Source organism: Myxococcus sp. CA023 (assembly GCF_010998615.1).
Lineage (GTDB): Bacteria > Myxococcota > Myxococcia > Myxococcales > Myxococcaceae > Myxococcus.
On the sequence record NZ_JAAEAH010000026.1, the window covers coordinates 50,922 to 72,579 of the forward strand.

The following is a 21,658-nucleotide window of genomic DNA, read 5'->3' on the forward strand; positions in this document are numbered from 1 at the left end:
CTTTCAGACTCCCAGGGCCCGACAGGCGGACGCGACGAACTGCCGCGCGTCCTTGCCGAAGAAGTTCACGCCCAGCTCCTCCTTCAGACCGGGTGCCCAGTTGAAGGCCAGGCCGCCCACGGCGATGGGGACATCCGGGAGTGTCTTGCGCACGTGCGCCACGGCTTCGCGGAGCGCGGGCAGGTGGTACGTCATCGTCACGGAAAGGGCGACCAGGTCCGGACGAAGCTCGTTCGTCATGCGGGCCAGGTGCTCCGGTGGAACGTTGGCGCCCAGAAAGCGCACGTCGAAGCCGGCCATCTCCAGGAAGTCGCTGGACATGCGCGCACCCACTTCATGCAGCTCGCCCTGGACGCAGGAGACGAGGACCACCTTGCCGTTGAACGGAGCCCTGGGCAGGTGCCGGTACAGGTGTGCGAGGGCGAGTTGGGAGACGGCGGTCGCCAGGTGCTCCTGCGCCACGGAGATGACGTTCTCCTGCCACAGCCGGCCGATTTCATACTGGGCGGGCTGGATGACCTCCAGGTGCAGCGTCTGGAGGGGGATGCCCCGGAGCAGTCCCTCGTCCACGAGCAGCCGCAACGCCTCACGCCGATTTCCGGCGAGCTGCGCTGCGAGATACGCGTTCAGCAGGCCCGTCAGGCCGGAGTCGTTGGAGGTGAGCACGGGCGCCGTGGGGGGAGGGCGAGGGGGCAACGTACCGGGGTTGTGTTTCTCAGTGACAGCGAACTGGTCCCGATTTCATCGCCAACCTGACAGTGCCCGGCCCTTCTTTCACGCGCTCGCGTGCCTGCTTGCTTGTAGCTTTTACCGAATCGGGGGGGCGGCATTGTACCTGGGTACAAGGACGCTGCGCTGATTCCCGATAAGTCCCCAGGAAACTCGGGACTGAAAAGTCCGAGTGACAGTTCTCCGAGGCCGCGGTGTTTCCCTGTCCGCGGCAACCGAGGGAGGCGAGCGAGCGGTGTCAATCGATGTGGAGGCCTACTACCGGCGCTATGGCCCCCAGGTGCTCCGGCGCTGCCGCTTCCTCTTGCGTGACGAGGAGAAGGCCGTGGACGCCATGCACGACGTGTTCGTGCAGTTGCTTCGCTACCAGGGCGCTCTGAAGGACGCGGCGCCGTCGAGCTTGTTGCACCGGATTGCCACCACGGTGTGTCTCAACAGGCTGCGCGGCGCGAAGCGGCGCCCGGAGGACCGGGAGGACGAACTGGTGCTGCAGATTGCCTCCGCCGATGACACCGAGTCCCGCACCGCCGCGCGCGGCCTGTTGGACCGCCTCTTCGGCCGGGTGCCCGCGTCCAGTCAGGACATCGCGGTGCTGCACCTGGTGGATGGGATGACGCTGGAGGAGACGGCCCGCGAAGTGGGGCTGTCCGTGTCCGGCGTGCGCAAGCGCCTGCGGGCGCTGACGGCAGTGCTGCAAGAGCTGGAGCTGGAGGCCGCATGACATCCGCCCACCACCGCACCCCGGATTGGTTGCTGGAACGAATCGCCCTGGGCGAGTTGCCGCCCGCGGAGCTGGCCGCCGCCCGCGCCCGGCTGGCCGAGGAACCCGACGGCTTGTCCCGGCTCGCGGCGCTGGAGGCCGACACGCGCGCCACGCTGGAGACGCTGCCGCCCGCCCGGGTGGCCCGCGAAGTGGAAGCGCGCGCGGCCCGGCAGGACGCGCCCCGCCCGTCCTTCCGCCTGTCGCCCGCGTGGGGCCTGGTGCCGGCGCTCGCCGCGGTGGCGCTGGTCATGGTGGCCCTGCCTTCCTCGGAAACCGGGCACGGCACGGCCCCGGGGGACACCCGGGAGGTCACGCGCATCAAGGGGCTGGCGCCGCAGCTCGTCATCCACCGGCAGTCCATCTCCCGCCCGGAGCGGCTCGCCGACGGGGCCGCCGCCGCCGCGGGTGACGTGGTGCAGGTGGCGTACATCGCCTCGGGCCGCTCGCATGGCGTCATCGTCTCCCTGGATGGCAACGGCGCCGTCACCCTCCACGCGCCGGACGAGGGCTCCCGGTCCATGGCCCTGGTGCCGTCGGGAACGCAGGTGCTGCCGCGCGCCTACGAACTGGACGATGCCCCGGGTTTCGAGCGCTTCTTCTTCGTTTCGTCCGATGCGCCCTTCGACGTGGCGGTGGTGCTGGCCGCCGCGGAGGCACTGTCTGGAACTCCCGACGCCTCCTCGGCTCCTCTGTCATTGCCCGGGAACTTGACGCAGGCCTCCCTCACGCTGGAAAAGCAGGAGTGATGAAATCCTTTGCGCTCCTCGCATTCGGGCTGTGGGCGGGGACCGCCACCGCTGATTCCCGGTACGCACCCCGCCTTTCGCTGATGAGCGAGCGGGGGGCCTTCGCCCTGCAGCCGGGGGACGATGTCTCCGAGTCCTCCTCGCGAGGGCTGCGCCGGGGCTCCACCCACATGGAGTTCTGGTTGAGCGACATCCAGGTCGCCAACATGGGGGTGAAGCTGGGCGGCGGGGCCGTCTACTTCACGCTGATGGCGGGCCTGGAGCCGGGCCGCGACGCGCGCTTCAGCTTCGCGGCGGGCGTGGGCGGGCACATGACGCTGTCCCAGCGGCTCTGGGTGGACCTGGACGTGACGGGCGGCGCCGTCCAGCCGGTGCGCAACCCGCTGGAGGGGGACGGTGGCAATGTGCTGGGGCAGGCCCGCTTGATGCTGGGCTTCCAGCTCATGCCCCGCTTGGCCGTGTTCGCCGGGCCCACCTACAACGCGTGGTTCTCCTGGGGCGAGTCGGACTTCGACTCCATTACCCGGCTGTCCTTCCGGGAGAGCAATCCGGAGCCGGATCAACGCCTCCAGCACTGGCCCGGCATCCAGGTGGGCCTCCACATCTGAGGCCCGCCCGGAAGGGTGGTTTCAGTTTTCGACCTTGCTGGCGCGCAGGACGGTGGCCGCGCCCGCGGGGCCCGCGTTGGGCCGCGTCTCTAGGGTGCCCTGAATCTTGAGCCCGGTGCCGCCCAGCGTCTTTTGGATCAACGCCTCCGTCTGCTCGTCCGAGCCCTTCGTCACCGCCGACAGCTCCAGCTCGTGCACGGGGATGGGCTCCGCGTCCGGCTTGTCCACCGGGAAGGCGTTGTAGGTGGGGCAGGGCGGGGCGAAGCAGCGCACGCCACTGTCCTTGACGATGTAGACGGCGCTCTCACCCTGCTTGGGCTGGGAATCATTGCTGGGCGGTGGGGTCATGGTGGGCGTTCCGTTCTCGCTGGAGGGGGTTCCATTCTCGCTCGCCGGTGGCGAGGACGTCGCGGCGGGCGGCTTGCTACATCCGGAGACGAAGCCAAGGACAAGGGCGGCGAGCACCAGCGAGCGGCTGTTCATGACGGGCTCCAGGGGAGGAAAGAGGCGCCAGTGTGCTCCGGCTCGCTGCCAGGGGCCAGTCTGTCTCGCGAATTGATGACTGGCGGTCAGTTGCAGGTGGACATTGCTGCTCCCACGTCGCTCAGGGTTCGTTGACGGACTGGAGTGCAGGGGCTACATCCGGCCTCGTAGATCGGCCTTCGCCGCCGAGACCCGTAAGGACGCCCTCCGATGGAATTCCGCATCGCCGCCGACGAGCTGAAGAAGGCCCTCTACCGCGCCCAGGGCATCGTGGAGCGCAAGACGACGATGCCCATCCTGGCGAACGTGCTCGTCACCGCGAACAAGGGCGGCATCACCGTCACGGCGTTCGACCTGGACATCGGCGTCGTGTCCGAGCACCCGGCCGAGGTCATCAAGACGGGCGCCGTCACGCTGAGCGCCAAGTACGTCTTCGACATCGTCCAGAACCTCCCGGACGCGCAGGTCACGCTGAAGAAGCTGGCCAACAACTACGTGGACATCTCCAGCGGCTCGGCCCACTTCAAGATTGTGGGCATGGCGGCCGAGGAGTACCCCAAGCTGCCGAAGGAAGAGAACGCGCCCCTGGTGCAGGTGGGGGGCAACACGCTGCTGGAGATGATCAAGAAGACGCAGTTCGCCATCTCCAGCGACGAGACGCGCTACATCCTCAACGGCGTCTTCTTCGAGCCCCAGTCCACCGGCAAGGTCCGCATGGTGGCCACCGACGGCCACCGGCTGGCGCTGGTGGAGCGCGAGCTGCCGGGCGACTTCAAGCTCAAGAGCGGCGTCATCATCCCCCGCAAGGGCTTGATGGAGCTCAAGCGCCTGCTGGACGAGGCGCCGGACGCGGAGTGCCACCTGGGCTTCGCGGAGAACTCGGCGCTGTTCAAGAAGCCGGGCCTCACCATGGTGATGCGCCTCATCGACGGCCAGTTCCCGGAGTACCAGCGCGTCATCCCCAAGGAAGGGGAGAAGGTCGTCCTGGTGCCCAAGGTGCGCCTGCTGGAGAGCCTCAAGCGCATCGCCCTGCTGTCGGCGGACAAGAGCAACGCGGTCCGCATCGGCCTGGAGGAGAACCAGCTCATCATCACCGCGAGCAACCCGGACCTGGGCGAGGCCAAGGACGTGCTGGAGCTGGCCTACCGCGGCAACGGCATCACCATCGGCTTCAACGCGCGCTACCTGATGGATGTGCTCGCCGTGACGGAGACGGACGAGGTCTCCTTCGAGCTGGGTGACGAGCACAGCCCGGGCGTGCTCCACGCCCCCGGCGACCGGAGCTTCACCGCCGTCGTCATGCCCATGCGCGTGTGAGCCGGGTGGGCCCCCTCGAGAGGGCCCGCACCGTTCACTCGTGACGCGTCGGCCCCCTGGGGGGCCTGACACCCGGCCGGTGCCTTCCTATGGTGAGGGCATGGCCACGCACCCGGACAACCTGCGCGCCCGGCTGGAGGACCGCGCGGATCTCCTGGAGGCCACGCGTCTTCGCTATCGCGCCCTGCGCGGCATGCTGGCGTCCTTCTTCTGGAAGCAGCGGGTGCGCTCGCAGTTCGAGCTGCTGTTGGAGGTGGCGCGCACGCAGCCGGAGGTGGATGCCACCCTGGCCGCGCTGAAGCGCCGCGCCGCCGCGGAAGGGTGGCCGGCGAACGCCGCGCCCATGAAGCTGATGCGCGAGGTGGAGCGCCTGCGGGAAGACGTGCGGCGCGTGGCCTTCAAGCGGCTGCCCGCGGAGGGCCGGCCCGCGACGCTGGGCGAGGCGCTGCTGAAGTTGGAAGAGACGGTGCTGGAGGCGGGGCCGCTCCTGGGGCGGCACATCTGGGCACGGGCGGTGGAGCTGTTGCCGCGCAACCTGCCGGAGCTGCGCGCCGCGTGCGCCGCCGCGGAGGTGTTCGAGCACGTCTTCAAGCGGCCCGCGCCGGAAGGGGTGCTGCCCTTCACGGTGGAGGAGGCGGAGGCGCTTCAGCGGGCCTTGTCGCTGGCGGAGACGGCGCTGGCGGCGCTGTGGCAGCGGCTGGAGCACTTCGATACGCGGGGGCAGGTGAAGGGCTTCCTGCAGGCCCGCGTCTCTCGCGCGCCGCAGCGGGTGCCTCGCAGCGGGCCGGAGCTGCTGTTGCACGCGGCCTTCTGGCGGGGCGTGGCCTGGGCGCGGCTGCGCGCCTTGTTGGAGGAACGGCTGGACCCGGTGGTGCCCGCGGACGCCGAGGTGCCGGCGCTGTTGGTGTGGCTGGCGGCGCGCGAGGGGCGTTTCGAGCGAGGCGCGGAGCCTCGGACGGGCGGGCCGGGGCTGTTCGCGCCCGAGGCGCCTGGCTCGCAGCCGCGGACGGGCGGGTCCGTAGGGCTGCGCGGCGTGGGCGTGGAGGTGGCTGGGGAGGTGCGGCTTCTGGCCTGCGAGGCTTTTGGCGAAGGGCGCGCCGGGCTCTTCGAGCTGGCCGCGCAGTTGGCGGCGCTGTCTCGCGAGGCTCCCGTGGGCACGTGGGATGAGGAGACCGCGTGGGCGCGGCTGTGGAACGCGGCGCAGCGGGCTCGAGGTGAGCAGGGCAAGGACGTGGAGCGGCTGCGGGACGCGCTGCGGCTGTTCATCCTCCTTCGCGGCCAGGGACAGACACCCGCGCGCCTGTTCTCTCCCGAGCGGGCGCGGGTTCCCACGGCGGAAATCGGGGCAGACGCGGGCTCGGCCGTGAAGGACCTTCCCGCGCTGGTGCATGCGGCCCGCGCGGCGGCGTGGCGCGGGCGCTAGGCCTCGGCGTGGTGGAGGAGACGCTCGCCACCGGGTGTGGGTCCGAGACGCTCACACGGGCGACAGCGTGGCCTGTCCGCCCTGATGCTCGCTGACGGGCAGCAGCCGCGAGGCCAGGCCCGCGAGGAGCGCGTCCTCTGTCAGGGCCACGGCCACGTCCGGAACGCCCAGCTTCTTCGTGGCGGTGCGCCGCAGCGAATAGAAGGCCCAGCTCGATGCCAGCGCCGCCAGGGCGCCCAGGGCCGCCGCCGCGAGCCGCCCGCCGCGTTGGCGCTCCGTCGTCACCGAGGCCGCGGCCATGGCGCCCGACAACATCCGGCCCGTCAACGGCACGGCGGTGACTCGCGGGGGCGTCATCGGCAGCTTGTCCGCGACAAGCTCACCCACGGCGAGCAGGCCCAGCACGCGCGGCGTCCACGGATGCGCCAGGATTCTGGCGAGCCGGTCCTCGCTGTCGGGCTGTGTCTTCGTCAGCCAGCGGCTCGCCAGCACCGGCGCGCTCATGCTCCGCATTCCCGCCAGCACGCCCAATCCCAGGGCCCTCAATCCGTGTCCTCGATTCATGGCCTCTATCTCCTCCTCCAACTGCGTTTCTCGCCGTCCTGGCGCCCGCTGCGCGAAGAACTGCACCGGGGCCGTTCCCAGCGCATGGCCGGAGTGCGCCAGCAGGCCGTGGCTCGCGTGCTGGCCGACGAGCTCCGGGTGCTTCAACGCCAGCTCGCGCACCCGCACGTGTGTCAGCCGGTGCCACGCGCGCTGATAGCGCGGAGCCACCATCGCGAAGCCCAGCCGGCTCCACCAATTGGGAAACTGGCCGGGACGCCAGGCCGCCTCGATGTGGAAGCGCACCTCGCCGCTCTCATGCTCCTTCTTGAGCAGGAACCACTCGCGCCCGGCCTCGATGTGCCCATGGAGCGTCTCGAAGCTGAAGCCGAAGACGCTGCACACCTCGTCGTGCTCCTCGCGCGTGTCTCCCACTCGCACGCCGCACAGGTAGCGCAACTGCTGCCCCAGCGCGCGCAGCTCCAGCAGCACCGTGCGGCCCTGCATCGGCTCCTCGGCGGAGAAGTGCCAGGCGACGATGCGCGGGTCGGAGAAGTCGAAGGTCTCCAGCACCTGCTGGGCGCGCTCGAAGAGTCCGCCCGGGACTGGGCGCCCTGGCGACTCGCGGCCGAGCACGCTCTCCGAGCGGACCTGGCTCCACCCGCCCTGCAGCGTCATCTCCCCGGAAACCTCCGGGAAGTTGCGCGCCAGCGTGCGAGCCCGCGCCAGCCGGGGCACCATTTCCTCTTCCGTCCAGCCGGAGAACCAGCGCCACTCAATCATTGTCTTCCGTCTCCCCGCGCCAGGAAGGTGGGCCCGTGGGCGGTGTCGCCGCCGGGCGGTTCGTTCTCCAACTCGGTGGTGTCCGCGTGGATGACGCCATGCACCCCGTCACCGGCCGTCAGCGCGGCGCGCAGGACGAACTCGGTCCAGGTGTTGGTCTGCATGGCGTCTCCGGCGGTGACGAAGCCGAGGTAGTGGAACGTCGAGCCGGAGCGCGCCCGGCTGCGGATGTGGAAGATGACATCGCCGCGCGCGTTCCGGTAAGCGCCGAAGGTGATGCGGCCCGCCTCGGGGTGCCCGTGGAGCGTGCCGAGCGTGAAGCTCTGGGCGTCCTGGTGGATGACGCGCACGGCGAAGGTGCCCGCGCCCTGAATCTTCACCGTCAGCTCGTCGTCCAGCGCCAGCGGCTGGCCTTCGCGTTCCTTCTGTCCGCGCTCGAAGACGCAGAGTTCGGCCGGCACGAACTCGGCGAAGCGCACGGCCACCCAGCGCATGAGCTCCTGGGGGGAGACCCGGCAGTTCTGGATGACCGCCCAGTAGTCACGCTGGAGCAGGGGGCCTGCTCCCTCTTCAGGGAGCTGAAGCTCGCCTGACTGGTTGGCGTCTGTATGCATGGACTCGCTCGCCATCTCGCCCTTTGCCTCCATCGGTCACACCATGATGGGGACCTCTCCGCTGGGCTGCATGGCGCGGCCCGGCGGAAGAGCGCTGCATGCGGCGGGCCTGCCTGCCCGCCCTGGGAGGGAGCATGGAGACGGATATCAACCCGGCGAGCCGGGCGTCGGAGCATGAGTACATGGACGTGCCCCCGGTGGTGCGGGCGGAGCACGCCGAGGCGTCACTGACGCGTTTGATTGAACAGCAGACGGCGAAGGTGCCCTCGCACGTGTTCCTGGTGGCGAGCCTCGCTGCGATGGGTGTTTCCTTCGTCTTGGAGGTGACGGGCCGCTCGCGCCCCAGCCGCTTCATTGGCCAGTGGGTGTCGCCCCTGCTGGTGATGGGCGTCTACAACAAGCTGGTGAAGATTTTCGGGCCGCGGTGAGACTGGGCGCCCATGCGGCCATCGCGTCGTGGTGAAGAACAACGCGTCCCGTGCCTCGTATGAGGTGGAAGGGGCACGGAAGGTGAGAAGTCGAGGGCCTCGTGGCGTAACGTGTCGTTCCAAACAGGATAGGGTCCGCTTGCTATGCGCACCCTTCCTGGCTTGGGTCTTTCACTGCTTGTTGCGTTTTGGTTGGGTTGCTCCACCACCGCAAAGACTCCCATTCAGCGAGGAGCGCACGCTGCAACGGAGGCGTGTTCCGCTTCGCATGAGGACCGTTGCGTCAGCCTCCTTTGCGAGGGGGACGCATGTGGCTTCTACCGCTGCGAGGACCTGCTCGGTGAAGTGGAGTTGGCGCGCTTTCCTCCCGCGCGTCCGCCTGTGGCCGCGGCAGCGCCGGGCAGCGGACCTCGGAGAAATTGGGGAGGTGGGCAGCAGCTTCCACGCGGGGCTGTCATGGTCTTCCCCAACTGGAATGGCGGTTCCTCGCGGGTCATTCCTCCGTCGCACCGTTTAACGCCCGGTCGCTGGGAAAAGCACCACATCTTCCCGCAGGCAGAAGACCTGGCTCGATGGTTCGAAGGGCAGGGCGTGAAAATCCACAGCTACACCATGCCCATTCCTCGTGACGTGCACCGGCGGATTCATGGGCCCCTTGGCAATGGTGGCGCGTGGAACAAAGCATGGCGTGAGTTCCGGGACCGGAACCGGAACGCGAGCGCAGAGGAGATTTTCAAGCACGCGGGGGAGTTGATCCATCGCTTCGAACTCATCGGTGGTCCGATTCAGCCCTATTATTCCCGCCCTGGCGCGTAGGGACCCATGACCCGATTCTTCTGGCTGCGTGACGACGAAGCGGCAACGGCCGCCTTCAGTGGAAGCTTCAACGCCGCGCACAAGTGGAGTCTGCCCGGCGTGAAGTGCTCCGCCTGTGGCACGACCTGGAGTTCCTGGGGGAACCACTATCCCCTCGTGGACCTGTCGCATCTGCCGGAGCGTGTCGCGTTCGAGAAGGTCCGGCCGGAGCAGTTCACGGAGTTCTCCCGTCTTCGGGAACTGGTGCGCCCCTTGGCTCCTCCGGATGCGGAACTGCCGCCTGGCGCGGCCTTCGGGCCTTTGGTTGGAACTGCGTCCGGCGAATTCGGTCCATTCACATGGCAGGGGACTTCGCTATTGCTCGTACGCCGCGATGCGATGGATCGCCTGCAAGCCGAAGGTGTACGCGGTCTGCTGGGCGGACAAACGGAACTGCGATTCCGCAAGAAGGAGTCACCGGAGTTGCTGGACCTCCAACTGGAGCCACGCGGTCTGCTGCATCCGGATTGCATCCCATCCGACGCATCGCCGCCGTGCCCAACCTGTGGGCGGCACGCCTTTGCTCGACCCAATGACCCCATCCTCGCCGCGGCTTCGCTCCCGGCGGATGTGGACGTGTTCCGGCTCGCGAACTTCGCGACGATGATCATCGGGACCGACCGGTTCGTGGATGCGGTGAGGCGCCTCGGGCTGGAGGGAATCGCCTGCCGGGAACTCCCTACCCGCTGACCTCGACGACACCCAGCGGCAATCCCTGTCCATTCACCAGGGCCTCGAAGCGGTGCGGCCCGGCGTAGTGCTTGCGTGTGGTGAGCTGCGCGAAGGAGACGCGCTTGCTCACCGTCTCCGCTTGTCCCGGGCCAAGCAGCAGCTCGCGCACCTTGAACACCTTGGGCCGCGCCTCGCCGTTCGCCTTCTGGAAATGCACCGCGAGGTCCACCACCAGCGTCTGCTGCTGCTTCGAGCGGTTGGTCACCTCGAAGTGGACCTCCACCGTGTCGCCCAGGGCCGCGCGGCGGGGCAGCTTCGTCACGCGGGCCTCGATGCCCGACGGCGGCCGCGCGCCCACCACCGCCAGCGCCGCGGGCTCTCCGCGCTTGATGGACGAGCGCAGCGCATGGCGCACCAGCCACTCCCGCTCCGGCGTGGCGTTCTTCATCCACGCCGTCGCCACCTGCACCAGCAGGGCGGGGTGGTCCTTGCCGATGTCGTTCAGGTTGTTGGCCACCGAGCGGCGCACGTACAGCGCCGGGTCGTCCTTCAGCCGCTCCAGCAGCGCGAGCACCGGTGTGGGGTCCTTCTGGAACTCGCGCAGCCGCGAGGCCCACGGCAGGCGCGTGCGCGTGCCCTCTGACACGAGCCGCCGGACATGCTCGCTCGGGTCCTCTGTCCACTCGCGCAGGCGGGCCAGCGTCTTCGCGGTGTGCCGCTCCAGGTAGGGCCGGATGGAGTACTCCGCGGTGAATCGCTGGGTGAGCGCGTGCTGGGCGCGCATGGACGGCTCGAAGTGCTCCAGGCCGTGCTCGGCCACGAAAATCGTGTGCGGCAGATAGAAGAAGGTCGCCATGGCCCCTCCCTCCGTGGCCTCCGTCCGGGGGCCGAGCGAGCGCAGCAGCACCTCCACCGCCTCCGGGTAGTCTTGGGGCAGCGCACGGTGCAGCGCGCCAGCGATATGACGCGCCCGGTCCATCAACTCATGGCCATCCAGGCCTTTCGCGGCCTCTCGGATGAACGCAGCGCGAGGGAAGGTAGACGCCGCGGCGTGGAGTGACGCGCCGAGGCGTTCGACGAGCCGCGCGTCGAAGAATGTCTTGAGATGGTCCGCCATGGTGCGCGCATCCTGGCATGGGCTCACCGGTGCACCAGCACCATGTGCGTGCCAGGGGGCCGCGGTGGGCAGGCGGCCGGACAACGGTGGACTGGGCAGCTCGGGGTGGCTCTGCTAGGCCCTGGGCCCGTGGCGACGCGAACGGGCCAGCACTGGAGTCAGGACACGCGCAGCAGGCCCGTGGTGACGGAGCCCCGCTCCTTGCGTGAACAGCTCTCCGAGGTGCCGGATTCGCTCGCGCTGCTCGAAGGGCTGTTCACCCATTCGCCCGTGCCCTATGCCGTCTTCACCTCGGACGGCCACTGCCTGCTCACCAACCCCGCCTTCCTGGCGATGTTCGGCGCGGCGCCGCCGCCCGACTACAGCCTCTTCAAGGACGAACTGCTCGCGCAGCTGGGCTACGCGAAGCTCCTCCTACGGGCCGTGTCGGGCGAGCGCGTCCAGACGCCGGTGTTCTGGTACGACGTGAAGGAGCTGGAGCACGTCCGGGCGCCCGCCGAGGCGCGGCGCATCGCCATCTCCTGTACCGGCTTCCCCCTGGTCTCCGCCAGCGGCGGCGTCACGCACATCGCCGTGGCCTACAAGGACATGACGGCGGAGCTGGCGGCGCGCGAGGCGGCGCAAGCGGAGCGGCGCAACCTGCTCCAGGTCTTCACCCAGGCGCCGGTGGCCATCAGCGTGTTGCGCGGCTACGAGCTGCGCTACGAGTTCGCCAACCCGCTGCTCCAGAAGCTCATGGGCGGACGCGAGCTGAACGGGCGCACCCAGGAAGAGGTCATTCCGGATTTGTCTCCGGAGCTGCTGAGCCTCCACCGGGGCGTGCTGGAGACGGGCGAGCGCGCCATCGCGCGGGAGTACCCCGTCACCATCGACTACGAGGGCGCCGGCCGCGTCGAGACCAGGTTCTGGAACATCATCTTCGAGCCCCTGCGCGACGAGCGCGGCCTCGTGGACGGCCTGGTGACGTTGGCCTTCGACGTCACCGAGCAGGTGCTCGCGCGCCAGGCCGTGGAGAGCCAGCAGAAGTGGCTGGAGGCCGTGCTCGACCTGATGCCCATGCCGGTGGTGATGGCGGACCCGGCCAGTGGCGACCTCAACTTCTCCAACGCCGCGGCGGACCGGCTCTACGGCCTGCACATCCCCAAGGACGTGCCCGCCACCGCGTATGGCGAGCACTTCCACGTCACGGACCTGGAGGGCCGCCGGCTGAGCGTGGATGACATCCCCTCCAACCGCGCGGCCCGGGGCGAGCGGCTGGACGGGCTGGAGGTCCACTGGCACACGCCCGCGGGCCAGTACGCCCTCAGCATCTCGTCGGAGACGCTGCCCGCGATGCACGGCCATCCGTCCGTGGTGGTGATTCCCTTCCTGGACATCACCCGCCTGAAGACGGTGGAGCAGCACCTCCAGGAGGTCGTGCGTGCCCGTGACGAGTTCCTGTCGGTGGCCAGCCACGAGCTGAAGACACCGCTGACGTCACTGGGGCTGCGGCTCCAGTCCTTCGTGCGCGCCATCCACGCGGACCCGGAGTCCGCGTTGGCCCAGCGTCACGGGCGCGAGGTGGAGGCCATGCGCCGGCAGGTGACGCGTCTGGCCGAGCTCGTGGACGGGCTGCTCGACGTGTCGCGCATCAGCACCGGCCGGTTGAAGCTCCAGTTCGAGCCAGTGGACCTGCCCTCGCTCGTGCGCGAGATGGCCGCGCGTTTCGAGTTGGAGGCCGCGCGCGCCGGCTGCGAGCTGCACGTCACGCGGGCGGAAGGGCTCGAGGGGGCGTGGGACCGGCTGCGGCTGGAGCAGGTGGTCTCCAACCTGCTGTCCAACGCGCTCAAGTACGGCGCGGGCGCACCCGTGCACATCGACGTGTCGCCGGGGGGCATGGGCGCCCGGCTGTGGGTGAAGGACCGGGGCATTGGCATCGACCCGGAAGCCCACGCGCGCATCTTCCAGAAGTTCGAGCGCGCCGTGTCCGAGCGGAACTACGGCGGCATGGGCCTGGGGTTGTACGTGACGCGCACGCTGGTGGAGGCCCTGGGGGGCACCATCCAGGTGGACAGCCAGCCCGGCGAGGGCGCCACCTTCGTGGTGGAGCTGCCGCTCCAGCCCGCGAGATAGGTCCCCCGCCGGAGGGCGGAGAGGTTATACGGAGGGGGCCGTGCGCCTCCTCGCGCTTCACGTCCACGACTTCCGGAACCTCCCCCAGGTCCAGCTCTCGCCCAGTGCCCACGCCACCATCGCCGTGGGGCAGAACGGGCAGGGCAAGACGAACCTGCTGGAGGCCCTCTACTTCCTGGCCACGCTCAAGCCGCTGCGCGCGGGGCGCCTGTCGGAGCTGGTGCGCTGGGGCTCGCAGGGCGCGCGGGTGACGGGGCGCTTCCTGCTCAAGGGCGCCGAGCGTGAAATCGCCGTGGAGGTGGGCGGCGGCACGCGGCAGGCCTTCGTGGATGGGAAGAAGGCCTCCAGCCTGGAGGACTACTTCGGCGGCGTGTCCGTGGTGGCCTTCACGCCGGATGACCTGGAGGTGGTGAAGGGCGGTCCGGACTCACGGCGCGGCTTCCTGGACCGGGCGGTGTTCAACCGCTTCCCCGCCTTCCTGCGCGAGAGCCGCGAGTACGCCCGGGCCTTGAAGAACCGCAACCGCCTGCTGCGCGAAGGGCACACGGTGGACGCGGTGTATCTGGAGGCCTACGACGAGACGCTGGCGAAGGCTGGCGCGCGCATCTATTCGCGGCGGCGCTCGCTGATGGCGGAGCTGGCGCCCAGGGCGCAGGCGACCTTCGCCTCCATTGGCCGCACGGTAGACCCGGCCGTGTACAACTACCGCCCCGCGCATCTGGAGGGCGACTTCGCCGCCGCGGACGAAGCGGCGCTGGCGGCCATGTTGCGGGAGAGCCTCTCCGCGCGCCTGCGGCGGGACATGGAGCGGGGCTTCACCTCGGTGGGGCCGCATTCGGACGACGTCTCGGTGACGCTGGGAGGCCGCAGCGCGCGGGCCTATGCGAGCCAGGGACAGCAGCGGGCGCTGGTGCTCGGCTGGAAGATTGCCGAAATCGAGAACCTGGAGGCCGCGATGGGCTTCCTGCCGCTGCTGCTGCTGGACGACGTGTCGAGCGAGCTGGACCCCGAGCGCAACGCCTACCTCATGGGCTACCTGGCCCAGAGCGGCGCGCAGGTGGTGCTCACCACCACGGACGGCTCGCTGGTGCGGGGCGCGGCGGCGGACGACACGCTCTGGCTCGACGTGCACGGCGGGCAGGTGGCGGTGCGCGCGGACGCCGAGCCGCCTCCCACCAGCTGAAGTCACGGCGTCACGCGCCGACGGTGCCAGGGCCAGTGGACGTGGAAGCGCCGCTCCGCGTGGTGCGGCACGTCGCCCGGCGCCACGTTCTTGAAGAAGGGGAAGCGGTATTCCGCCCAGAGCACGCCGTACGCCACGGCGAAGAGGAAGGTGGCCAGTGGCAGCCACCACGACGTGCCCACGGCGAGCGCGATGACGGTGAGCAGCAGCAGCGCGACGCCGATGCCCAGTGACACATCGCGCAGCCGCTTGGACTCGCTGAAAGCCAACCCCATGGACACCACCGACAGGAGCAGCACGCAGACGGCCAGCCAGTAGCTGTGCCGTGTGTACAGGTTGGCGATTCCCAGCAGGAAGAGGCCGAGGCCGAATATCGCGAGTCCGCCGTCCATGGGGTCCTCCTTGTCCGTGTGTCGAGCGTGGGGCACTGCTGTCCGAGCCGGGCGGCTTGCGTGCGTCGGAACAAAGCTGGGGCCGCGCGGCGTGGCCGGGGACTGCCCGCGGATGGATGCTCGCGCAGACTGGTTGGTGCCGTGGCGGACGGCCGGCGCACCTCGGGTGGCGGGAATGTGACGTGCCAGGATGGATTCAGAGGTGTGACAGTGGACGTTTGGCCCCCACCGCACGACATGGAATTCCTTGCAGGTGCGCGACTTGTGACGCATGACTTGGTCGCAGGGCCGGAAGAGAGCCACGAAGAACGGTGCCATGCCGCGGATGACGCTGCTGTGCCTGCTGGTGGTCATGCCCCTGGCGGGCTGTCACAGGACGACGTTCGAGGATTCCGTCCTCACCAAGCCCGCCGTGCGCTACCGCATTGGCAAGCTCCCCGCGTACTGGGAGCAGGTGCGGCTGGAGGACAACGACCTCGCCTTCGCCGAGGAGGGCACCGGTCGCGCGCTCTCCGTCAACGCCACGTGCAAGGGACATGATGACCCGTCGCTCCAGGTGCTCACCCGGCACCTGCTAGCGGGCTTCACGGACCGGCGGGAAATCGCTGAACAGCGCATCCCCATGGATGGGCGCGAGGCCCTGCGCACCCGCCACCTGGCGAAGATGGACGGCGTGCCCGTGCAACTGGAGCTGGTGGTGCTGAAGAAGGACAACTGCGTGTTCGACTTCACCTATGTGTCGCCGCCGGAGCTCGCGGCCGGGCGCATGGCGGACTTCGACGCGCTGCTGGCCGGCTTCGAATCGGAGCGCAAGGGATGACGACCCGGCAGCCCGAGGTGGACGCGGCGGCGGCTTCCGGGCCCCCGAGCCTCATGGACCGCGCGAAGGAGCGCTTGGAGTCACTGGGCGCCCTGTCGCGGATGACGGGGCAGGTGTTCAGCCGCGCGGTGCGTCCGCCCTATGACTGGCGCGGGCTCGTGTACCACACGGAGTCGTTGGGCGTGCGCTCGCTGCCCATCGCACTGCTCACCGCGATGTTCGCGGGGCTCGTCATCTCGTTGCAGTTCGGCTACTTCCTGTCGCGCTTCGGCGTGCAGTACACCGTGGGCCGCGTGGTCATCCTCACGCTGTTCCGCGAGCTGGCGCCGGTGCTCACCGCGCTCACCGTGGGCGCGCGCATCGGCAGCGGCATCGCCGCGGAGCTGGGCGCCATGACGGTGACGGAGCAGGTGGACGCCATCCGCGCGCTGGGCGCTGACCCGCTGCGCAAGCTGGTGGTGCCCCGCGTGCTGGCGTGTCTGATTGTGCTGCCGGTGCTCACCGTGTTCGCGGACGTCGTGGGCCTGGTGGCGGGCGCGCTGGTGGTGAACTTCCAGTACGCGATTACGCTCAACCTCTTCTTCCAGGGCGCGCTGGACGCGGTGCTGATGCCGGACTTCGCCTCGGGCGTGTTCAAGGGCGCGGTGTTCGGACTCATCATCGGCCTGGTGGGCTGCTTCCGCGGGCTCACCGTGGAGGGCGGCACGGAGGGCGTGGGCCGCGCCACCACCCAGACGGTGGCGACCACGTCCGTCTCCGTGTGCCTGGCGGACTTCTTCATCACCCAGCTCACGCTGAGCCTGTGACGCGCCATGCGCTCCTCGTCCCAGACACCTTCTGAGTTCGCGTTCCAGCCGCCCCGGCCGGGTGAGCAGCTCATCTATTTCGAGCACCTGACGAAGGCGTTCGGCGCCAAGCGCGTCTATGACGACATGGACCTGGACGTGCGCGCCGGTGAGACGCTGGTGGTGATGGGCGGCTCGGGCACGGGCAAGAGCGTGCTGCTCAAATGTCTCATCGGACTGCTGTCGCCAGACACCGGACGCATCCTCTTCCAGGGGCACGACCTGACGCGCTTCACGGAGGAGCAGTTCATTCCGGTGCGCCGGCACGTGGCCATGGTGTTCCAGGGCGCGGCGCTCTTCGACTCGCTGAACGTCGGGGAGAACGTGGCGTACCCGTTGCGCGAGCACTTCCCGGACATGCCGGCGGACGAGGTCCGTGCCCGCGTGGCGGAGAAGCTGGCGCTGGTGGACCTGCCCAATACGGAGAGGCTGATGCCCTCCGACTTGTCGGGCGGCATGCGCAAGCGCGTGGGTCTGGCGCGGGCCATCGCCACGGAGCCGGAGGTCATCCTCTGGGATGAGCCCACCACGGGCCTGGACCCCGTCACCACGCAGTCCATCAACGTGTTGATCAACTCGATGAAGACCCGGCTCGGTTGCACTTCCATCGTCGTGACCCACGACATGGTGAGCGCGTTCACCGTGGGAGACCGCATCGCCATGCTGGCCAATCGGAGAATCGTGCAGGTGGGCAATCCGCGGGAGATGCTCCACTCCACCGTCCCGGAGGTGCGTGCCTTCCTCGACGCGCGCCGCGTGGAGTTGTTCCCCGGAGGCGCGCGATGAGCCTGTTCTCTCCCGCTGGGACCGAGCGCCGCCTGGCGCTGCGCACTGGCCTGTTCGTCGCCGTCGGTCTGGCGGTCGCCAGCGTGGTGGTGATGGTCATCGGCCAGCAGTCGCGCCTGTTCGAGCGCAAGACGACGTATCGCGCCTACTTCGCCAACGTGCAGGGCCTCAGTGATGAGTCGCCCGTCTGGCTCGGCGGTCTCAACGTGGGGCGGGTGACGGGCATCGTCTTCTCTCCCGACCCGAATGACCCGCGGCTGGAGGTCCAGTTCCAGGTGTCGTCGCGCTACACGGACCGCGTGCGCCAGGACTCGGTGGCGCAGTTGTCCAGCATGGGCGTGCTGGGCGACAAGGCGGTGGACATCTCCCTGGGCAGCCCCACGTCACCGCCGGTGGAGGCGGGTGGGGTGCTCAAGTCGTCCACGAGCGGTGACTTGTCCTCGCTGCTCAGCGGGGCGTCGCAGGTGATGGAGAACTCAGTGGCCATCAGCAAGTCGCTGCGGGCGGCGGTGGAGACGTACTCCAATCCGGAGATGGCCAACGACGTGACGCGCGGCGTGGCGGCGCTGCGGGCGCTGGTGGAAGAGGTGGAGAAGGGCGAGGGCGTGCTGCACGCGCTCATCTACGACAAGCAGGCCGGGCGCGAGGTGCGGGGGCTGCTGGCCAACGCGTCCAACGCGGCGGCGCGGGTGGATGGCGCGGTGGGCGAGCTGGAAGGGATTCTGCGCGAGGTGCGCACGGGAGACGGCACGGCCCACGCGCTCGTCTACGGCCAGGACGGCGCGAAGGCGCTGACGGAGCTGGGTGCGGCGGCCGGGCAGCTGGCGGGGCTCATCGAGGATGCGAAGAAGAGTCCCAACGGGGCGGTGCACCAGCTGGTGTACGGCGACGCGAGCGGCATGTTCGCGGACCTGGGCAGCGCGGCGGCGGACCTGAAGAAGATTACGGCGACCGTGGCGAAGGGAGACGGCACCGTGGGCGGGCTCATCAGCGACCCGACGGTGTACGAGGACCTGCGCGAGGTGATTGGCAACGTGAAGCGCAACCGCATCCTCCGCGCGCTGGTGCGCTTCTCCCTGAGCAACCGGCAGGATTTGGAGGAGGCGGGCAAGGTGAAGGGCGTGGAGCCACGCTCCGAAGCGCCCGCCGCGGCTCCGGCGGAGACGGCTCCCTCGGGGCCTGGGGAGCCTGCGGCCCAGCCCTAGCCTGGGTGGCATTGCCAGGCATTGTGGCTGCTCCTGGCTTTCGTGCTTCCGAGCCACTAAGACGGCGGCCCTCCAACGCGCCGCTGCCGGAGCGCGCGAGGATGCCCCGTCGCGATGAGCTCATCCGCCGTCTCCACTCCTGTGGCTTCCGCGCCCGCGCGCCCCACCTCTCGCATCTGGGCGGGACGGGTGCTGCTCTTCGTGGGCTTCTTCGCGGCGCTGGCGGCGTTCCCCGTCTACACGCCCTTCGACTCCAAGCTGACGCTCCCCACCACGCTGTCTCTGTTGCGTGAAGGGAACCTCGACCTGGACGAATACGCCCCCACCTTCGAGTCGTACCGTCACGGCCTCTACGAGCGCGACGGCCACCTCTACAACTACTTCCCCCTGGGCCCTTCCCTGGCCGCCGTGCCCATGGTGGCGCTGGTGGATGGCTTCGTGCGCCTCGCCACGCCCGTGGGCAAGCTGCACCCGGCCCTGGCGAAGCCCCTGGCGCATTGGCGCCACATCTACGACGCCACCGGCAGCGTGGACCTGGATGCGTGGAACGGCCCGCAGCGCCTCTTCGCCTCCGCGCTGACCGCGCTCGCTGGCGTCGTCATGTTCATGCTGGGCACCGCGCTGCACCTGTCCCGCCAGCGCTCGCTGCTGCTCGCCGCCGTCTTCGTCTTCTGCACTCCGCTTCTCTCCACCGCCAGCCGCGCCCTGTGGCAGCACGGCCCTTCGCTGCTGTGCCTCACCCTGGTGCTCCTCTGCCTCGTCCGCGCGCGCGAGGCTCCGCGTCACGTGGCCTGGGCGGGCATTCCCCTGGCGCTCGCCTACGTCATGCGGCCCACCAACAGCCTCTCCGTGCTGGTGCTGTCGCTCTACGTGCTGTGGACCTATCCGCGTCAGGCCTGGAAGTTCTTCGCGGGCGCGCTCGCAGTGGCCATCCCGTGGGTGACGGTGAACCTCATCCACTACGGCTCCGTGCTGGCGCCTTATTACGAACCGCAGCGCCTGGAGCTGTCCGCCTCTCGCGTGGCCGAGGCCCTGGCCGGCAACCTCGTGTCCCCCGCGCGCGGGCTGCTCGTGTTCACCCCTGTGCTCCTCATGAGTGCCTGGGGTCTGTGGATGGACCTGCGCGCCCGGACCTTCACCCGGCTGCATGCCGTGCTGGTCGCGGTGGTCGCGCTGCACTGGGCCGCCATCTCCACCTTCCCGCACTGGTGGGCAGGGCACTCGTATGGCCCGCGCTTCTTCACGGACGTGGTGCCCTACCTCGTCTTCTTCCTCGCCCCCGTGGTGCGCGCGCTCCAGTGGAAAGGCCCCGAGGCCCGGCGCGGCTTGACAGCCACCTTCGCGGTGCTGGCCGTGCTGAGCCTGGTCCTCCATGTCCATGGCGCCAGCTCGCGCGCGGTGTACCGGTGGAACAGCTTGCCGCTCGACGTGGATGAACACCCGGAGCGGCTCTGGGATTGGTCCGACCCGCAGTTTCTCGGCCGGCGCTGAGCTATCCGCCGCGTGCGTGCCGCGCCAGCGCGCGCGTCAGGTGCCCCGCCACGTCCGTGCCGCCGCGCGCGTCGAAGCCCAGGAACATCGCCGAGCCGTTCAGCTCCAGGATGCGCGGCGCGCCGTCCGTGTCATTCGTCCACAGCGTCCGGGGCACGGGAAGTCCCGCGGCCCTGAGCGCGGCGATTTGGCATGGTGCCCCCAAGATGCGGACGGGCCCGGCGCCGCACCAGTGGTGGCCATGGAGCGCCGCGTCACCCGGGCTGCATGCGCCACTTCGTCCACCGCTCCACGATGGACCCGCCAGTGCACCCGTATCGGCAGCGGCGCCTGTTCGTTTCCGGTGACTTCCACCGCGCGCCTGGGCTCCAATCCGTTTCATGAAAGCTCTTGCCCTGCGTGAGGACCGCTTCCTCGACGTGCTCCGGCGGCTCATCGCCCTGACTCCGAAGCTGCAGAACAACCCTGGCGCGGGACTGGTGCCCGAGGAACGGCTGGCCGCGCAGGTGGTGCTGGACACCCTGGCGCCGCACATCGAGAGCGGCTTCATCCAGGCGGAGTCCGTGGCGGGGCCGGGCCAGGCGTCGCGCCCCTGCCTGGTGCTCACCATTCCGGGCGAGGGGGACGGCGCCATCGGCTTCGTCGGCGCACACTTCGACGTGGTCCCTGCGGACCAGAAGACGGAGGGCTGGGAGCGCAGCCCCTTCGAGCTGTGGGAGGGCCCCGGCGGCGTGCTCTACGGGCGCGGCGTCACCGACTGCCTGGGGCACGTCGCCGTGCTCACCGACCTGCTGGCCCAGCTGGCCGAGCGCAAGGTGCGCCCCAGCCGCACGCTGAAGGTGGTGCTCATCTCCAACGAGGAGTCCTCGGAGCTGCTGGGCCTGGGCCTCAACTACGTGGCCGAGCAGGGGAAGCTCAAGTCGCTGGACGGCCAGCCGGTGTACTGGCTGGACAGCGCCAACTTCGGCCCCACGCTGGGCACGGCGGGCGTGTCGCTGTGGGAGCTGAAGGTGACGGGCGTGGGCGGCCACTCCGGCATGCCGCAGAACTGCGTCAACGCGCTGGAGCTGGGCATGGCCGCGTCGTTGGAGCTGGCGCGCTTCTTCCACGAGCGCTTCCCGCCCACGGAGGACGAGAAGCGCTGGGGCTTCCTGTCGTCCTCCAGTCTCAAGGCCACCGTGGTGGAGGCGCCCAACACCAAGGAGACGAAGGTGCCCGCCGACGTCGTCCTGCGCGGCGACATCCGCCTCACGCCCTTCTACGACCTGGCGGAGGTGCAGAAGGCTGTGACGGACTTCATGGCGGAGCTCGACGCCCGGCTGGAGCGCGACGATGCCCCCGCGCACTTCCCGCGCACGCGCACGGCGGGCGGCAAGCGCGGTGAGCTGGCGTTCCGCTTCCAGGGGGAGGGGACCGAGGGCATCGCCTGCCGGCTGGACTCGGAGGGCCTGCGCGCCCTGAAGGAGGCCATGCAGGTGGTGCGCGGTGTGTCGGCCACGCCCTTCTCGCTCACCGGCTCGCTGCCGCTCGTGAGGGACCTGCAACGACAGGGCTGCGACGTGCAGATTACGGGCTTCGGGGACATGCAGTACTACCACGCCCCCAATGAGCAGGCCCGGCTGGAGGACTTCCGGCAGGGCTTCGCGATTCTCCGCGAGCTGCTCGTCCGCCTCTGAGGCGGGGCGCGTCCGGTGGCGTGCTGTTCGGAAATGTCCCGACATTTCCGAACAGCGCGCACCGGAC

Annotated in this window: 23 protein-coding genes; 16 read left to right on the plus strand and 7 right to left on the minus strand. The window is 69.5% G+C overall.

The window, feature by feature from the left end; translation table 11 throughout:
- Positions 1 to 3: 3 nt before the first annotated feature.
- A complete protein-coding gene (locus F8M74_RS13760) occupies positions 4 to 666 on the minus strand; it encodes a B12-binding domain-containing protein (RefSeq protein WP_141256013.1) in 663 nt (220 codons plus the stop codon).
- Between the two features lie 298 nt (positions 667 to 964).
- Here F8M74_RS13760 and F8M74_RS13765 point away from each other — a divergent pair, with 298 nt between their 5' ends.
- From F8M74_RS13765 to F8M74_RS13775, 3 genes are read left to right on the plus strand one after another with little or no spacing between them, the layout of a single operon-like run.
- Positions 965 to 1,450, plus strand: coding sequence for an RNA polymerase sigma factor (locus F8M74_RS13765; RefSeq protein ID WP_026113921.1), 486 nt, complete (start codon positions 965 to 967; stop codon positions 1,448 to 1,450).
- A complete protein-coding gene (locus tag F8M74_RS13770; RefSeq protein WP_141256011.1) occupies positions 1,447 to 2,238 on the plus strand; it encodes an ActD-like protein in 792 nt (263 codons plus the stop codon). Before F8M74_RS13765 ends, F8M74_RS13770 begins: the two co-directional genes overlap by 4 nt.
- Positions 2,238 to 2,846 carry a peptidase gene (locus F8M74_RS13775; RefSeq protein ID WP_141256009.1) on the plus strand — a complete coding sequence of 203 codons (609 nt, stop codon included), beginning with the start codon at positions 2,238 to 2,240 and terminating at the stop codon, positions 2,844 to 2,846. The genes F8M74_RS13770 and F8M74_RS13775 overlap by 1 nt, the downstream gene beginning before the upstream one ends.
- 21 nt (positions 2,847 to 2,867) lie before the next feature.
- On the opposite strand, the gene F8M74_RS13780 is transcribed toward F8M74_RS13775, so the two are convergent.
- On the minus strand, positions 2,868 to 3,329 hold the full coding sequence (locus tag F8M74_RS13780) for a DUF6748 domain-containing protein (RefSeq protein ID WP_141256007.1): 462 nt from the start codon (positions 3,327 to 3,329) through the stop codon (positions 2,868 to 2,870).
- Positions 3,330 to 3,539: 210 nt separating this feature from the next.
- Here F8M74_RS13780 and dnaN point away from each other — a divergent pair, with 210 nt between their 5' ends.
- Both dnaN and F8M74_RS13790 read left to right on the plus strand, forming a co-directional pair.
- Positions 3,540 to 4,646: a DNA polymerase III subunit beta gene (gene dnaN, locus F8M74_RS13785; protein WP_141256005.1), complete on the plus strand. Its 1,107-nt coding sequence runs from the start codon at positions 3,540 to 3,542 to the stop codon at positions 4,644 to 4,646.
- A 100-nt stretch (positions 4,647 to 4,746) separates the two neighbouring features.
- The gene (locus F8M74_RS13790) at positions 4,747 to 6,069 is read left to right on the plus strand and encodes a hypothetical protein (protein WP_171410289.1); all 1,323 of its coding nucleotides are present in this window, start codon (positions 4,747 to 4,749) and stop codon (positions 6,067 to 6,069) included.
- A gap of 51 nt (positions 6,070 to 6,120) precedes the next feature.
- On the opposite strand, the gene F8M74_RS13795 is transcribed toward F8M74_RS13790, so the two are convergent.
- On the minus strand, positions 6,121 to 7,395 hold the full coding sequence (locus F8M74_RS13795) for a DUF1990 family protein (protein ID WP_141256001.1): 1,275 nt from the start codon (positions 7,393 to 7,395) through the stop codon (positions 6,121 to 6,123).
- On the minus strand, positions 7,392 to 8,024 hold the full coding sequence (locus F8M74_RS13800) for a DUF1990 family protein (RefSeq protein ID WP_141255999.1): 633 nt from the start codon (positions 8,022 to 8,024) through the stop codon (positions 7,392 to 7,394). The genes F8M74_RS13795 and F8M74_RS13800 overlap by 4 nt, the downstream gene beginning before the upstream one ends.
- Before the next feature lie 119 nt (positions 8,025 to 8,143).
- Here F8M74_RS13800 and F8M74_RS13805 point away from each other — a divergent pair, with 119 nt between their 5' ends.
- From F8M74_RS13805 to F8M74_RS13815, 3 genes are all read left to right on the plus strand, one after another.
- Positions 8,144 to 8,437: a hypothetical protein gene (locus F8M74_RS13805; protein WP_228559281.1), complete on the plus strand. Its 294-nt coding sequence runs from the start codon at positions 8,144 to 8,146 to the stop codon at positions 8,435 to 8,437.
- Between the two features lie 144 nt (positions 8,438 to 8,581).
- Positions 8,582 to 9,253 carry a TIGR02269 family lipoprotein gene (locus F8M74_RS13810; protein ID WP_141255995.1) on the plus strand — a complete coding sequence of 224 codons (672 nt, stop codon included), beginning with the start codon at positions 8,582 to 8,584 and terminating at the stop codon, positions 9,251 to 9,253.
- A 6-nt stretch (positions 9,254 to 9,259) separates the two neighbouring features.
- Positions 9,260 to 9,982 (plus strand): double-CXXCG motif protein, encoded by a 723-nt coding sequence (locus F8M74_RS13815; protein ID WP_141255993.1) that lies wholly within the window; start codon positions 9,260 to 9,262, stop codon positions 9,980 to 9,982.
- Here the strand turns inward: F8M74_RS13815 and F8M74_RS13820 are convergent.
- Complete coding sequence (locus tag F8M74_RS13820) at positions 9,972 to 11,081, minus strand: DNA alkylation repair protein (protein ID WP_141255991.1); 1,110 nt, start codon at positions 11,079 to 11,081, stop codon at positions 9,972 to 9,974. The genes F8M74_RS13815 and F8M74_RS13820 overlap by 11 nt on opposite strands.
- 42 nt (positions 11,082 to 11,123) lie before the next feature.
- Between F8M74_RS13820 and F8M74_RS13825 the strand changes: the two genes are divergently transcribed.
- On the plus strand, positions 11,124 to 13,193 hold the full coding sequence (locus tag F8M74_RS13825) for an ATP-binding protein (RefSeq protein ID WP_141256033.1): 2,070 nt from the start codon (positions 11,124 to 11,126) through the stop codon (positions 13,191 to 13,193).
- A gap of 40 nt (positions 13,194 to 13,233) precedes the next feature.
- Positions 13,234 to 14,376: a DNA replication/repair protein RecF gene (locus F8M74_RS13830; RefSeq protein ID WP_141255990.1), complete on the plus strand. Its 1,143-nt coding sequence runs from the start codon at positions 13,234 to 13,236 to the stop codon at positions 14,374 to 14,376.
- Between the two features lie 2 nt (positions 14,377 to 14,378).
- On the opposite strand, the gene F8M74_RS13835 is transcribed toward F8M74_RS13830, so the two are convergent.
- Positions 14,379 to 14,768 carry a hypothetical protein gene (locus F8M74_RS13835; RefSeq protein ID WP_141255988.1) on the minus strand — a complete coding sequence of 130 codons (390 nt, stop codon included), beginning with the start codon at positions 14,766 to 14,768 and terminating at the stop codon, positions 14,379 to 14,381.
- A gap of 316 nt (positions 14,769 to 15,084) precedes the next feature.
- On the opposite strand from F8M74_RS13835, the gene F8M74_RS13840 reads away from it, so the two are divergent.
- The 5 genes from F8M74_RS13840 (at position 15,085) to F8M74_RS13860 (ending at position 19,915) form a co-directional block, all read left to right on the plus strand.
- Positions 15,085 to 15,588, plus strand: coding sequence for a hypothetical protein (locus F8M74_RS13840; protein ID WP_228559285.1), 504 nt, complete (start codon positions 15,085 to 15,087; stop codon positions 15,586 to 15,588).
- The gene (locus F8M74_RS13845) at positions 15,585 to 16,394 is read left to right on the plus strand and encodes an ABC transporter permease (RefSeq protein ID WP_090490932.1); all 810 of its coding nucleotides are present in this window, start codon (positions 15,585 to 15,587) and stop codon (positions 16,392 to 16,394) included. The genes F8M74_RS13840 and F8M74_RS13845 overlap by 4 nt, the downstream gene beginning before the upstream one ends.
- 6 nt (positions 16,395 to 16,400) lie before the next feature.
- Complete coding sequence (locus tag F8M74_RS13850) at positions 16,401 to 17,219, plus strand: ABC transporter ATP-binding protein (protein WP_141255984.1); 819 nt, start codon at positions 16,401 to 16,403, stop codon at positions 17,217 to 17,219.
- A complete protein-coding gene (locus tag F8M74_RS13855) occupies positions 17,216 to 18,424 on the plus strand; it encodes an MlaD family protein (RefSeq protein ID WP_141255982.1) in 1,209 nt (402 codons plus the stop codon). The genes F8M74_RS13850 and F8M74_RS13855 overlap by 4 nt, the downstream gene beginning before the upstream one ends.
- Positions 18,425 to 18,538: 114 nt before the next feature.
- The gene (locus F8M74_RS13860) at positions 18,539 to 19,915 is read left to right on the plus strand and encodes a hypothetical protein (protein ID WP_141255980.1); all 1,377 of its coding nucleotides are present in this window, start codon (positions 18,539 to 18,541) and stop codon (positions 19,913 to 19,915) included.
- Position 19,916: 1 nt separating this feature from the next.
- Here the strand turns inward: F8M74_RS13860 and F8M74_RS13865 are convergent, their stop codons facing one another.
- Positions 19,917 to 20,072 carry a hypothetical protein gene (locus tag F8M74_RS13865; RefSeq protein WP_194857003.1) on the minus strand — a complete coding sequence of 52 codons (156 nt, stop codon included), beginning with the start codon at positions 20,070 to 20,072 and terminating at the stop codon, positions 19,917 to 19,919.
- Between the two features lie 223 nt (positions 20,073 to 20,295).
- Here F8M74_RS13865 and F8M74_RS13870 point away from each other — a divergent pair, with 223 nt between their 5' ends.
- Complete coding sequence (locus F8M74_RS13870) at positions 20,296 to 21,591, plus strand: M20/M25/M40 family metallo-hydrolase (protein WP_141255978.1); 1,296 nt, start codon at positions 20,296 to 20,298, stop codon at positions 21,589 to 21,591.
- The last annotated feature ends 67 nt before the right edge of the window (positions 21,592 to 21,658 follow it).

Coding starts and splice junctions, on each gene's coding strand:
- F8M74_RS13810 (WP_141255995.1), top strand. CDS start 8,582: ATGCGCACCCTTCCTGGCTTGGGTCTTTCACTGCTTGTTGCGTTTTGG.
- F8M74_RS13815 (WP_141255993.1), top strand. CDS start 9,260: ATGACCCGATTCTTCTGGCTGCGTGACGACGAAGCGGCAACGGCCGCC.
- F8M74_RS13850 (WP_141255984.1), top strand. CDS start 16,401: ATGCGCTCCTCGTCCCAGACACCTTCTGAGTTCGCGTTCCAGCCGCCC.
- F8M74_RS13805 (WP_228559281.1), top strand. CDS start 8,144: ATGGAGACGGATATCAACCCGGCGAGCCGGGCGTCGGAGCATGAGTAC.
- F8M74_RS13775 (WP_141256009.1), top strand. CDS start 2,238: ATGAAATCCTTTGCGCTCCTCGCATTCGGGCTGTGGGCGGGGACCGCC.
- F8M74_RS13840 (WP_228559285.1), top strand. CDS start 15,085: ATGCCGCGGATGACGCTGCTGTGCCTGCTGGTGGTCATGCCCCTGGCG.
- F8M74_RS13770 (WP_141256011.1), top strand. CDS start 1,447: ATGACATCCGCCCACCACCGCACCCCGGATTGGTTGCTGGAACGAATC.
- F8M74_RS13795 (WP_141256001.1), bottom strand. CDS start 7,395: ATGATTGAGTGGCGCTGGTTCTCCGGCTGGACGGAAGAGGAAATGGTG.
- dnaN (WP_141256005.1), top strand. CDS start 3,540: ATGGAATTCCGCATCGCCGCCGACGAGCTGAAGAAGGCCCTCTACCGC.
- F8M74_RS13835 (WP_141255988.1), bottom strand. CDS start 14,768: ATGGACGGCGGACTCGCGATATTCGGCCTCGGCCTCTTCCTGCTGGGA.
- F8M74_RS13870 (WP_141255978.1), top strand. CDS start 20,296: ATGAAAGCTCTTGCCCTGCGTGAGGACCGCTTCCTCGACGTGCTCCGG.
- F8M74_RS13845 (WP_090490932.1), top strand. CDS start 15,585: ATGACGACCCGGCAGCCCGAGGTGGACGCGGCGGCGGCTTCCGGGCCC.
- F8M74_RS13790 (WP_171410289.1), top strand. CDS start 4,747: ATGGCCACGCACCCGGACAACCTGCGCGCCCGGCTGGAGGACCGCGCG.
- F8M74_RS13825 (WP_141256033.1), top strand. CDS start 11,124: ATGTGCGTGCCAGGGGGCCGCGGTGGGCAGGCGGCCGGACAACGGTGG.
- F8M74_RS13780 (WP_141256007.1), bottom strand. CDS start 3,329: ATGAACAGCCGCTCGCTGGTGCTCGCCGCCCTTGTCCTTGGCTTCGTC.
- F8M74_RS13820 (WP_141255991.1), bottom strand. CDS start 11,081: ATGGCGGACCATCTCAAGACATTCTTCGACGCGCGGCTCGTCGAACGC.
- F8M74_RS13855 (WP_141255982.1), top strand. CDS start 17,216: ATGAGCCTGTTCTCTCCCGCTGGGACCGAGCGCCGCCTGGCGCTGCGC.
- F8M74_RS13860 (WP_141255980.1), top strand. CDS start 18,539: ATGAGCTCATCCGCCGTCTCCACTCCTGTGGCTTCCGCGCCCGCGCGC.
- F8M74_RS13800 (WP_141255999.1), bottom strand. CDS start 8,024: ATGGCGAGCGAGTCCATGCATACAGACGCCAACCAGTCAGGCGAGCTT.